The sequence below is a fragment of the Vibrio sp. 10N.222.54.E6 genome, from assembly GCF_041473955.1.
In the GTDB taxonomy this organism is placed as follows: Bacteria; Pseudomonadota; Gammaproteobacteria; order Enterobacterales; family Vibrionaceae; genus Vibrio; species Vibrio tasmaniensis_A.
In genome coordinates, this window is record NZ_JBFRTD010000048.1 from 1 (window position 1) to 12,118 (window position 12,118).

9 protein-coding genes are annotated in these 12,118 nt (G+C 44.1%); 4 read left to right on the forward strand and 5 right to left on the reverse strand.

Going from position 1 to position 12,118, the window contains the following annotated elements; translation table 11 throughout:
• Nucleotides 1-112 precede the first annotated feature (112 nt).
• From AB4513_RS22710 to pulA, 4 genes are all read right to left on the reverse strand, one after another.
• A complete protein-coding gene (locus AB4513_RS22710; RefSeq protein WP_102258072.1) occupies nucleotides 113-658 on the reverse strand; it encodes a hypothetical protein in 546 nt (181 codons plus the stop codon).
• Nucleotides 659-699: 41 nt separating this feature from the next.
• Nucleotides 700-1,161, reverse strand: coding sequence for a hypothetical protein (locus AB4513_RS22715; RefSeq protein ID WP_102258071.1), 462 nt, complete (start codon nucleotides 1,159-1,161; stop codon nucleotides 700-702).
• A 492-nt stretch (nucleotides 1,162-1,653) separates the two neighbouring features.
• Nucleotides 1,654-3,420: an alpha-amylase family protein gene (locus tag AB4513_RS22720; protein WP_102258070.1), complete on the reverse strand. Its 1,767-nt coding sequence runs from the start codon at nucleotides 3,418-3,420 to the stop codon at nucleotides 1,654-1,656.
• A gap of 273 nt (nucleotides 3,421-3,693) precedes the next feature.
• The gene (gene pulA, locus AB4513_RS22725; protein ID WP_372071229.1) at nucleotides 3,694-7,407 is read right to left on the reverse strand and encodes a pullulanase-type alpha-1,6-glucosidase; all 3,714 of its coding nucleotides are present in this window, start codon (nucleotides 7,405-7,407) and stop codon (nucleotides 3,694-3,696) included.
• A 377-nt stretch (nucleotides 7,408-7,784) separates the two neighbouring features.
• Here pulA and AB4513_RS22730 point away from each other — a divergent pair, with 377 nt between their 5' ends.
• Nucleotides 7,785-8,174, forward strand: a complete 390-nt coding sequence (locus tag AB4513_RS22730) for a DUF1294 domain-containing protein (protein WP_065678504.1) — start codon at nucleotides 7,785-7,787, stop codon at nucleotides 8,172-8,174.
• Between the two features lie 54 nt (nucleotides 8,175-8,228).
• On the opposite strand, the gene AB4513_RS22735 is transcribed toward AB4513_RS22730, so the two are convergent.
• A complete protein-coding gene (locus AB4513_RS22735; RefSeq protein WP_029223178.1) occupies nucleotides 8,229-8,813 on the reverse strand; it encodes a LysE family translocator in 585 nt (194 codons plus the stop codon).
• 141 nt (nucleotides 8,814-8,954) lie between these two features.
• On the opposite strand from AB4513_RS22735, the gene AB4513_RS22740 reads away from it, so the two are divergent.
• The 3 genes from AB4513_RS22740 (at nucleotide 8,955) to AB4513_RS22750 (ending at nucleotide 11,877) form a co-directional block, all read left to right on the forward strand.
• Nucleotides 8,955-9,395: an Lrp/AsnC family transcriptional regulator gene (locus AB4513_RS22740; RefSeq protein ID WP_009845852.1), complete on the forward strand. Its 441-nt coding sequence runs from the start codon at nucleotides 8,955-8,957 to the stop codon at nucleotides 9,393-9,395.
• 26 nt (nucleotides 9,396-9,421) lie between these two features.
• On the forward strand, nucleotides 9,422-10,351 hold the full coding sequence (locus AB4513_RS22745; RefSeq protein ID WP_102258069.1) for a LysR family transcriptional regulator: 930 nt from the start codon (nucleotides 9,422-9,424) through the stop codon (nucleotides 10,349-10,351).
• A gap of 290 nt (nucleotides 10,352-10,641) precedes the next feature.
• Nucleotides 10,642-11,877 carry a tetratricopeptide repeat protein gene (locus AB4513_RS22750; protein WP_102258068.1) on the forward strand — a complete coding sequence of 412 codons (1,236 nt, stop codon included), beginning with the start codon at nucleotides 10,642-10,644 and terminating at the stop codon, nucleotides 11,875-11,877.
• Nucleotides 11,878-12,118 lie beyond the last annotated feature (241 nt).

A 12,118-nucleotide genomic window follows, 5' to 3' on the forward strand; every position in this document is an offset into this window, starting at 1 on the left:
TTCATGGGGCGGATACGTTTAACCAGTCCTCCTTTTTGGTCATATCAAGGAGAAAGAAGCCGGACTCATTGAGTTCGGCTTTTTGTAGCCATACTATTAAGTATTTACAATATTAATTAAGTCGAGATTGGACTTGAGACCAAAATTGGTCAGCTACTAGGACAAACTGTGCACGGTTCTGATCCAAGTATGCTAGAAAGTCCTTATCATTGACATCTTCATTTACAGCACTAACTACTAGTTCTTGAGTTAGACTTTCTACTATTAACTTAATTTCAGTATCCGTATCTAGCATTAATATTAGTCGGCTTCGCAGAGAGTATACTTTCATTTGTAGAAGATCAAACTGACCATCCTCAAAGCTATTGTTGTTGAAACAAGACTTTATATGAGTACATACACCAATGAAGTCTGATGCTGTTTCTCTAAATTCTTTTAACCATTCATAACGTAGCTCTGAAAGCTTAGACTTGTTCTGAGACTCTTGATTTTTACGAGTAATATAAACAACAGCAGCAGAAGTAAAAATACTACCAATACCTATTAGAGCAGTGATAATTATGGAAGGGTAATGTGGGCTAATTGAAACTAAAAATTCAGATGCCCCTGCATCAATTGGAGCATTTGCAATTACTACTTTTTCGATCAAATCTGACATAAATATCTAACTCTTAACATTGAAGTGGCGGCCTAACTATATTATTCGTTATAGCAGTTTAATTTTTCAGCATGCTTGTATGAAGAAGCTCTCAAGCCATCTACTGGATTGACATAGCTATTGTTCTTTAAGTGATTCATGACATAATTTATTATATTTTCACGAAATTGGATCTTTGAATCGAGCAACCCAAAGCGTTTATGGTGTTTCCACATGCATCTCTTATAGTTTTCATATTGCTTCTCTGTGACTTTCTTCTTACCTATATAATGTTGACCACGATCCATAATTACTGGTTCATTATACTTATGGTCTATCAGCCAGCGATCTGCCTCGCACATGTGTATCGAATCTCTAATAGTTTGACTGAGGAGAAAACGCTCAATTAATTTGGTAATAAGTAAATCTCTCAGAGTGAGTAAAATGGGCGCTATGATATATAGCCCAATACCCGAAAGAATTAGTTTGGTTATTGCAGTCCATGAAACATCGAGGATTTCCATAAGATCTCTTACAAAAAAGGGGCAGTTTCTAGATTTTAATGCAAAAGCTTCCAATCTAGTTCTTTGTGAAAGCGATTATACGAGATTTTTATATTGTTTAACAATTACTTATGGCTAGAAAACTAGCTGAATCCTAAATGCTTCATAACTATATGTGTGAAGCTAGCGCGCAAGCTTGCAACTAGAGCAGGGTTGTATGAGTGCTGATAGCTAGGTCGAATTTACCCCCGTGATACAACCCGGGGATTCACAACGAACAGCATTAGAAGAATGGATAACTTTTAGTAGGGAAAAAGCTCATGAACAGGATGCGAATGAGTAAAAGGTCTACCAAATAATGGGGCAAAAACAAGTTACAGCTACCCGCCATAGCTGCTTAGAACGTGCTTTGAAAACCAACGACCGTCTGAATTTTACTTATCCGAAGACGACGTTAAGTACCGTTTCCTCTGATTTAACGCCGTCATCACCAGTTACTTTTAGAACGATTGATTAAAGGGGTAACACCCAAGCGAAAGCGGCTAGGGGGGGGAATTCTGCACTGAAGTAACCGACACCATTTTCCACATACAGCGTCTGTTGTTGGACGCCTTCAATATGTTCTTGGAGCGTATAGCTTCCGTCAGCGATGCCTAGTTTTTGAATAACCTCTGCCGTCACCTTCAACTGAATGTGGTCTGTTTTTCTTTGGCTGAAGTTAGCCGCGGCGATAACCAGTTCTTGGTTATCAAAACGCAAGAAAGCATAAACAGAATCACTTAGCTGATTGGATTGGTGTAAGTCTTGGTACGCTCCGGTCATCGATGAATGGTTCAATGAAAACGTCATCACTTGTTGGTAGAAGAGTCTGAGCTGCTTTTCGTCATCGTTGAGCTGCCCGCCATCGAACTTTCCTCCGTTCATCCATTTTTGATGTTGAGGAACACCGATGTAGTCAAATATAGACGTGCGAGAAGGTTGCCCAAAGCCTGCGTTCTCCGCGCCCGATTCGCCTACTTCTTGCCCGAAGTAAATCATGGTGGGAGAGCTACTTAATAGCGCACTGACTAACATGGCAGGTTTGGCAATGTGTGGGTTACCAACAAAATCAGGAGACGCGACACGCTGCTCATCGTGGTTGTCTAAGAAGTGCATCATGTGATGTTCGATGTCCATCATTTGATGCTGGATCTCAGGGATGACTGCCGTTGAAGCCTTACCTTGCATGACTGCTTTTAGGCCGTCGTAAAGATCGACTTTGTCATACAGATAGTCCATTTTACCCATGCGAATGTAATCACGATAAAGGTCCGGTTGGTACACTTCCGCCATCAAAAAGGCGTCTTGATTCTTTACTTTGATTGATGAATTGAGATAGCTCCAGAATTCGACCGGTACCATTTCTGCCATATCGTAGCGAAATCCATCGACGCCTTTTTCTAACCAATATAATGCGATGTCTCGAAACTTAACCCATGAATCCGGCACATCAACTTGCTGCCAGAAATGGTAGTGGGCGAGGTGATCATGCATCGCATAATCATTCGGTAGTTCAGGGAAGTCTTTTGAACCGTCTGGTCGCACGCCATAGTTAATTTTTACGGTTTCATACCAATCATCGAAGTTTGGTTTGCTCAAACGCGATCCGTTACCTGTCCATTTGGCTGGGGATTCAAGAAACGGTGAGGCTAAATTCGGATGTTGTTCGCCTCCAAGAGGAATGAACGCAGGTTCGATCTCGGGCAGTTCAAATGCGCTGTCAGGAATGTAATAGAAGTTATTGTTGCGATGATACTCAACCGTCGTGTCATCTTGATCACCAAAGTCACGTACGCCCTCTGGGTTATTCAAGCCTTGGTAATTACGGGCAATGTGGTTAGGGACGATATCAATGATGACTTTCAAACCATTGTCATGGCTTCTTTTGATCAAGGCTTCGAATTCCTGTAAACGCTGCGCTGGGTTGTCAGCAAGATCTGGGTTTACGGAGTAGTAATCTTTGACGGCATAAGGTGAGCCAGCCCGTCCTTTTACAACGCTTGGATGATCGTCTGAGATGCTGATGTGCTTGTAGTCGTTGATCACAGCATGATGTGGTACTCCGGTGTACCAAATATGAGTGATGCCGAGTTCTCTAATTTCTGTCAGCGCTTTATTGGTGAAGTCACTGAACTTGCCCACGCCATTTTGTTCAATGGTTCCCCAAGGTGTGTTCTGTGTATTCTGATTGCCGAACAAACGGGTAAAAACTTGATAGATTGAATGTTTCTTGTTGTACATACTTATATTCCATCTCGAGAAGTGGAGGTGTAGGGCTTTGTCGTTGAAGCTGTGCTAGACGTTATGTTTGATATAGACGTTATATTTGATATAGAAGTTATCGTTAGGAGGCTAGCTTAATCAGAATGCGGCTTTATCCTCCTTGGGTAAGAAAATCGGGGCGTAGTTGCTGTGGTATGTGAGCGGCTGCTCAAAAAAAGGGGAGGTTAATACCTCCCCTCGCTTTTCCCCAAAAAAACAGGCTCGTCTGTGATGATTATGTGAATGTGAAGCTTATTGTTTCGTCACAGATACCACGGCTTTTTCTGCGCTGTCATTGAGTTGATGAATCGCATTCAGTGTGAATGTGTAGTTGCCGGCTTCGGTTACATTCAACTTACAGTCGCCTTCGCTGCCAATGTTGATCGAGCCTTTAGCTAAGTCGACGGAGTGACAGCCAATATCCAAGACACCCCAAGTAGAACCGCCAAACTTGAAGCCATATTCACCCACAGCCAAAGCGCCACTGACAGAGTAAACGCCGTTACCAACGAAGCTCATCGCCCAAGCGTCCGTCGGGTTCCATCCGTTCATTGCACCACGTACATAGACGGTCGTTTTGCCATATGGCGGAATCTTAGATACGTCCTTTTGTGAGTTATCAACCGATAACCCAGCACCTTGTGATGCGCCTTGAGTTTGCACAAATACCGCGGTGGTCAATGGCGGAACGGTGAAGGTCTCAGCGGAAAAGGTGGCGCCTTTCACGATGTCATCGGCAGAGTTCTGCTGAATGGTATGGAGTGTAAAGCCCGTCGCTCCCGTGATCTTGAATGATTGAGATTTACTCGTTGAGTTTATGACAACCACAATGGCATCAGCGGTTGGATCTAGGTCTTTGCCTGTGGAGATTCCGTCATCAATAGACATCACGATCAGGCCTTCGATTTGATCTTTGCCCACATTGCGGAAGTCGACACGCTTCATGACTTCTTCTGCTGTGTCTAAGCGGAACAGTTCACTTGAGCTGCGGATTTTTAACAGCTCTAGGAATTGCTGCTTGGTGAGGTCAATGTCTTCTTTTACTGGTTTAGCTGTGCTGTCGGCAATGATAGTTTTGATGAGTTCCCAGTTGGCACCATCTTTGTCTTCACGAGGTAAGCCAACATTCCAGTTATTGCCAGTACCATCAAACATCACACGGTTGTACCAATCGCCAGAGTCGTAAGAATCACGCTGCATCGATTTAGAACGTAACAGTTCAGAACCCATGTGTATGAACGGGATGCCTTGACCCAACATGACGGTCGAGAGCGATACCGACTGCATACGAGCACGTTCTGCAGAGCTTGTACCTTCGGCGATTTTGTAAGCGTTGTTATCCCAAAGAGTTTGGTTATCGTGCTTGGAAACGTAAGAGATGTTCTCTGACGGCATTTTGGTGTAGCCGGCAGGTGCGCCGTTGTAGTCGACGTTTTTGCCCAGTTTGGTATCGCCTTTGTAATCCAGTAATACGTATTCGGCTAAGTTACCGGCCATGCCTAAACGCACAAGATCTTGGTTGTGTAAACGACCGTTGACTGAATCTTGATCAACTTTGGTTTCTTCGTTGGCAAACGCGGCGTTACCGAAGCCTTGGTTAAATCGAAGTGGGTGCTTACCTTCAGAATCGACACCACCATCAAATGGGCTACCGCCGCGTACTGCATCACGCAAACGGTCAGAGAAGGTGCCAATTTCGGTGCCTGCCATATTGATCTGGTTGGCTTGTTCGAAGCGAGCGTTGTTTGCTACTTCGCCAAAGTCCCAACCTTCGCCATAGAACAGGGTATTTGGGTCGATCTTGCGCACTTCTTTCAATGCTTCAACCATTACGCTTTTTGGCTGGTGGCCCATTAAGTCAAAACGAAAACCATCAACCTTATAGTCGTCAGCCCATACCTTGAGTGAGTCGACCATCAACTTACCCATCATTAGGTTTTCAGTTGCGGTGTTATCACAACACGTTGAGCTTTCCACGCCACCAGTGTTCACATTCAGGCGGTGATAATACCCAGGGACGATCTTATCCAGTACGGACTTATCGTTCACGCCAGACGCATTGGTATGGTTATAAACCACGTCCATGATCAGTTTAAGATCCATTTCGTGCGCAGCTTTAACCATTTGACGGAATTCTAGAATACGTTTTGAACCGTTAGGATCTGTCGCGTAACTTCCCTCTGGAACGGTGTAATGAAATGGGTCGTAGCCCCAGTTGAAACTATCTAGCATACGCAGATCGTTCATTAGAGCTTGGGCATCGCCTGTTGAAGAGTTATAGCTGTTGAGTACGGTTTCGATGGTTTTGTTTTCATCTTCGGTGCCGCATAAAGTCGCCGTTGGTTTTACGTTACAGAGTTTGCCAACGGTGTCGGTGATATCCACGCGGCTCGCGTCATCTTCATTGATGGTAGCGATATCGAATGCAGGTAAGATATGAAGCGTAGTTAAACCGGCATCTTTCAGAGCTTTCAAGTGTTTTACTGACTCACGATCGGCTTCTGTTAGCGCTAGGTACTTGCCGTTTAAGCTTGCTGTACCTAACTTATCACTGAAGCTAAAGTCACGAAGGTGTGATTCGTACAGTACGTGGTCTTCGTCTTTCTTCACGGTTGGGCGCTTATATCCAGCCCAACCTTGTGGCATCAGTGCTGCTTCATCAAGGTCAATCACTTGTGAGTATGCTGAATTCTTCGACAAGCCGAGTGAGTATGGGTCGGTCACAAGGCGAGTTTCGATATTACCAGTGGTTGGGTGGTAGACCTTCACTTGGTAACGGTAATAACTATTCACGGCGTTAGAAATTGAATCCGTTGCCCAAATGCCTGTTTCCAAGCTTTCCGTCATTGGGATCACTTTTGAACTTTGTCGGTCTTCGCTGTAGAGGACGAGTTCAACATCTTGCGCGGTAGGAGCCCAAAGTTTGAAGGTCGTCGTGCTGCCTTCCACAATCGCCCCCAGTGTTTCTCCGATTGCGTTACCCGTCTCTTTGTTGGCAAATACAGCATCAAGTACGCCGGGCTTTTGAACTTCAGTTGAAGAGATAACGTCGCCATTCACATTATACGCAACAACAATGATTTGAGATTTCAAGATGGTGCGCAGCGTGCTGGCGTCAACATCAATTGATAAAGCGGGTAGGCTTGCTAGATGACGGAAGCGTTCTTTTAATGCAGAGGATAGCTTGCCATCTTTTTTGAGTTCAACGGCCTGCCCACCGGCGATCGCCTTATCATCGTTTATCGTGATGCTGTTATCGAGTGCGTAGAACAACTTGAGAGAATCGGCACCGTCTGCAGCTTCCCAAGCGATTGTGTTTGAGTCCAACCAATGTGCCTTCTGGCCATCAATCTTAACTGGGCGTTCTGAAATCGGTTCGTAGTACAGCGCGCTGCTGCCATGGAAACCGAATACAGATTGAGATTGACTCAGTTTGGTGAGATCAATTTTCGAGTTGGCGCTGCCAAACGCCTTATCGCCGCCATTATGCAAGATGAAGTTCATGCACTTATGAGGGTCGGATGCATCTGGGTCGACTTTCAACACGTAGTAGGCGCCATAGGTATCATTGATGCCCTTGAATTCATAAGGTACATCCCAGTCAGTCCCATTGTTACCTAATCCCATGCCGACTAAGTCAGTGCTCGTACAACCTTCACCATTCCAAAGGTGAAGCCCCCAGCCGTCGTAGGTCGAGCCAGAAGCGCGAGCCGCTGCAACATCTCGTTTGTAATAAATAACAACTTCGTTTTCAGCGGCTTTATATAGACTATTGCTGTCAGAGTTTGTTTTGCTAGTGTCGCTTCCACAGCCTGCTACCAAGGTCGCGGTGACGAGAGGCAATATCGCCTTGGCTAAAGCTGAACGTTTGAAGTTGTTTGTTTGCGCAATATTGAAGCTCTTTGTTTTTGCAATCTTCAAGGTACTTTGTAGAATCTCGTGTTTATTGGTATTTATTTCGTTCACGTTTTGATATCCATATTTTTTACGAAGATGAATATCCTAGGCTTAACGATGCTCCACTATTTGTGACGCTTATGTATTAAGTTATTTTTAATCCGTAAAAATAGGAAACCTAGTGTCGATATCACGGATTGTGGTGGTTAACGCGCTTTTTTATTGGTTCAATAGCTCATAAAATACAGTTGGTTAGCCATAGGCGTAGAAGATAGGAGTAGTCGCTAGGGGTGATAACTACGCCTTATTTATGTGAGCTTAGTGGCACTTCACTCGCTGGTTGTTTTTCCTATCAAAAAAAGTTTGTACTCATTCGCCTCAAATAGCCTTAGTGAGTCTTTAATGTGGAATGGTGACGCTATGTTGTTCATTATCCAAAGGAGTTGATGTTGTCTTCATCTATTCAAATCGCTATTACTTATCTGGTATTGGTAGCGGTATCTGCGTTGTTTTCAGAAAGTTCAAAAGCGCTCTTGGTGTGGTATTTAGTTATCGGAATAGTGACGTTTTTTGTGTACGCGAAGGACAAGAGAGCGGCAATCAATGGTAATTGGCGTGTACCAGAGAAAACTCTGCATGTTTTTTCTGTTGCTGGTGGTTGGTTAGGTGCGTTAATTGCTCAAGATAAACTGCGTCATAAAACGCAGAAGCAACCATTTAGATTTGTATTTTTCGTGACGGCGTCACTTAACGTTGTGGCTTTTGTCTGGACGTTAACGCCGAGTGGGCAGGCGACATTTGGTCAATGGCTAAGCGAGATTATTAAGCTCTTTTAAAGAAACGGATGGTTAGCACCGGTGTACTAACCATCAATAGATAAAGTAAGTCGATTAGATCATCGGAATCGTTGAGGCTAGAAGTAAGCCTGCCATACCGTAGTTGAAGCTCTTGATGCGTACTGGTGTTGTTAACCAGTGTTGCAGTTGTTTGCCTGCTGCCGTCCAGAATGTCACTGATGGCAAGTTGGCTAGTGTGAATATACTGGCGATGATCGCGAGCTCCCACCATGAACTACCACTGCTGTACACTGAAATTGCCGTCAGCGCCATTGACCAACCTTTCGGGTTCACCCACTGAAAACTTGCCGCACCAATGAAGGTCATTGGTTTAAAAGCCTCAGTACTTTTCGCTTTACCGCTCAATGCTATCTTAATCGCAAGGTACACGAGGTAAGCAAGACTCAGGTATTTCAAGATTTGGTGAGAGACCGGATAGGCGTTAAAAATCCCCATTAAGCCGAAGCCAACCAATAGCAACATGGCTGCAAACCCCAGAGCAATGCCCAGCATGTGCGGAATGGTACGAGCAAAGCCAACATTGGCTCCTGATGTCATGAGCATGATGTTATTTGGACCTGGTGTGAAGGTCGAGACAAACGCAAACAAGGCAAGTGCGCTAAGTTGTTCTAAAGGCATTGTGATTCTCCAGCAGTAAAATGAACGAAGTGACTGACCGGTCATGACTTTCACGTGTTGAGAAACATAGTAGGTGGAAAGTGAGGCAATTATGTGCTTTTATTTCCTCAATTATCACTTAATGCACAATAATAAGTACTTATGGATAGATTTGACGAAAGGATATTGCAAGAGCTTAAATTGGACGGCAGAATCTCCAACATTGAGCTTTCAGAACGTATAGGATTGTCGGCTTCAGCGACCTTAAGGCGAGTACAGGATCTCGAGCGTAAAGGGATCATTCAAGGTTACCGCGCGGTTCTGGATAATGGCCTGATGGGCGTTGGCTTTATTGCTTATGTTTCGATTGGCTTGTCGAGCCACAGCAAAGCGGCTCAGCTAGAGTTTGAACAGCACGTCAGTATGGAGAAAGAGGTGGTGGAGTGTCACAACATTACTGGTGCTAACGAGTACTTGCTTAGAGTTGAGACCAAAGATCTACCGGGCTATAAGAAGTTTCATGCCGATGTGCTTGGGGAATGTGCTCAGGTTCAATCCATTACGACCATGGTTGTTATGGATACACCCAAAGATGAACGTTAGTCGAGTTTTATTGTAGGAGAGGCGCAGTGCCAAATACTAATCAGTTGTTATTGTTCTTAGATGTGGTTCAACAAGGGTCGTTTACCAAAGCGGCAACCTTACACGATATGGACAACTCATCGCTCTCTAAACAGATCAAAAAGCTGGAGCAAGATTTAGGTGTTCAGTTACTCAACCGTTCTACGCGTTCGTTCTCGTTGACGTCGGCAGGGGAAGATATTCTCGCGCAAACCTATGTACTGAAAGATACTATTAATCAGATTCAAGGCATTGCCGACTCGTACCAATCTGAACCCAAAGGTGTGTTACGAATTACGTCGCCGATCTATTTTGGTCAGCAATACTTACAACCTATTATTACTCAGTTCATGAGAAAGTATCCGGATGTTCAGATTGTGCTGTCACTAGACGACAAGATCGCGAATATTATTGCAGGGCAGTTTGATATCGCGTTTCGCTTCAGTAAGCTTGTTGAATCCAATTTGATTGCCAAGAAGATTGCCGACAGTAACTTCATGCTGGTTGCATCGAACGACTTTGTGAAAGAGCACGGTGAGCCAAAGACGCCACAAGATTTGCTCTCTTTACCTGCGGTTATCTATACCAATGGTGATATGACAGTCGATCACCTGCGGATCAGTGAAGAGCCGCATGGCAACACTTTCCAAAGCCTAACGATTCGCGGTAACTATAAGGTGAGTGATGTTCGCACCATGGTGTCTTGCGTGAAAGATGGCTTAGGTTATGGCTTCCTTGACCAATCAAACTTGTATGCCTCAATGAAAGAACTGGGCTTGGTTACGTTACTTCCTGATTATGCAATCTCGACGGTTGATACGGCTATTTATGCTGTGTATCCGCATCGTAAGCAGACCAAATTGGTGAAAGAGTTCATTACTATGGTTCAAGACTATATTGGCTCTCCGACCATTTGGGAAAAGATGCAGCAAGGTTAGTTGGAAAGTCTAGGCCATAAGCTGATAGATAAGATAGATAAGTAACGCCCCAAGACTTATAGAGAAAAAGCGAGCGGGATCACAGCATTAATGGAGTGCTGACGGATAGATACTCGTAGGCTTTTTATCATTATGTATTCCTGAGATACTGAACAAAATTCATGTTAGGGCGGAACGTTTTAATAACTGCGCTTTTCCCTGTCATTCAAACATACTGCTCGCTATAGGTTGATTGCTTTCCTGTGTAGGGTGCTATTAGCCGAGTTAGGACAAAATATTTTATGAGTACAATGGGAATCGCAATTGGTGCGACCGCTCTTTCGTTAATACTGATTGCTGTTTGGTTGGTCTCTTTGTCGCTAAGAAAAAAGCGCTTGGAACAAGAACGTAAAGCTCGCGCTGTCGCTTACCGAAAAGCGATTGAAAAAGCACGTATCCAAGAGCAAAAAGATCGTCAATTTAAGGCTGAAACAGGGCATGTGCCGTCGATTCTGTATTTGGCGAAAGAGGCCGAACGAGTCAATCTTAAGGAAGCTCTGTATTGGTACGATAAAGCTGCCCATTTAGACAATGTCAACGGCATGTACGGCATTGTGCGTCTGAGTATGAAGTGCAAAGAAGACCTAATTTTAAGAGAAAAGGCCAATTTTTGGCAGTTAGCGATATCAGCACTGGATAATGATCCGCTTGCAAAATTCGAGGTGGGTAAAGCACTCGTGTTTGGTCGCGGAGTTGAGAAAAACCTTCCGAAAGGCAGCGCCTATATTGAAGAGTCTGCAGCTAGTGGTAACACTGAAGCGATGCTTTTTATGGGGGATTGGTGCTTAGATAGAGAGAACCCAGATTATTCTCCAGAAAGCTCTTTCATGTGGTACAGAAAAGCGGCTGAAAAGAATAGTCTAGACGGAAAAATTAAATTGGGTATGAGCTATTTGAACGGTGTTGGTGTTGTCGCTAATCATCGTGAAGCGGTTTACTGGTTTGAAACGGCAGCTGAAAAAAACTGTGCAGAAGCGATGTTTAAAGCCGGTGAGGCGTGGATTGACCATGGTGAGCACGGCAATGCTATCGCGTATATCTGGTTATTCTTATCGGCTCATTTTGGCTATGCGGATGCTAGGTATTTGAGAGATAAAGTTGGTGGGGATCTTGGTGTTGATGCCGTTGTGGGATTACAGGCTCTGACTAAGCCAATAATGACCAAGTTGACGCAAGAAGCAATCACCAAGCACTCTATCGTTAAAGCGCTCAACAAGCTCTACAAACGCGATATCCCAGTACATAAGAAAGTGAAAGAAGCCTCTGACGAAGAAAGTGATGAGTTAGGTGTCGATAAGGCGGATTTGGATACCGAAGCTTCAAGTGCTCAAGGTTTAAATGCCAACAATCACCAACAGGCGGCTGAAAACCATGATGGTGACAAGGCAAGCGCGAATCGAGCATCACAAGATAAGCAAGCTAACTCTAATGGCGGTTCTTTGGACTTTAGCCAACCGGCAGTTGAGTCTAACTGGAAGAGCAATTAATAAACCGTGTTTATGAGTTATTACTTGTGTTCTGAACATGACTGAAACGAGTAGTTCTACAATTTAAAAAATCCAACGATGTTATATGATTGTAGATATTATAACTGACTGTATTAAGCCGCTAAGTCATACGGTAGGTATTATTGACTGCGGCGGGTAAAGCACTCAAACAAAAAAAAGGGAAGCATCTGCTTCCCTTTTTGTTTATGTACGATTTGCTTTTTAGAGCTTAGAGCTTAGA

Coding starts and splice junctions, on each gene's coding strand:
- AB4513_RS22710 (WP_102258072.1), bottom strand. CDS start 658: ATGTCAGATTTGATCGAAAAAGTAGTAATTGCAAATGCTCCAATTGAT.
- AB4513_RS22715 (WP_102258071.1), bottom strand. CDS start 1,161: ATGGAAATCCTCGATGTTTCATGGACTGCAATAACCAAACTAATTCTT.
- AB4513_RS22720 (WP_102258070.1), bottom strand. CDS start 3,420: ATGTACAACAAGAAACATTCAATCTATCAAGTTTTTACCCGTTTGTTC.
- AB4513_RS22730 (WP_065678504.1), top strand. CDS start 7,785: ATGTTGTCTTCATCTATTCAAATCGCTATTACTTATCTGGTATTGGTA.
- AB4513_RS22735 (WP_029223178.1), bottom strand. CDS start 8,813: ATGCCTTTAGAACAACTTAGCGCACTTGCCTTGTTTGCGTTTGTCTCG.
- AB4513_RS22740 (WP_009845852.1), top strand. CDS start 8,955: ATGGATAGATTTGACGAAAGGATATTGCAAGAGCTTAAATTGGACGGC.
- AB4513_RS22750 (WP_102258068.1), top strand. CDS start 10,642: ATGGGAATCGCAATTGGTGCGACCGCTCTTTCGTTAATACTGATTGCT.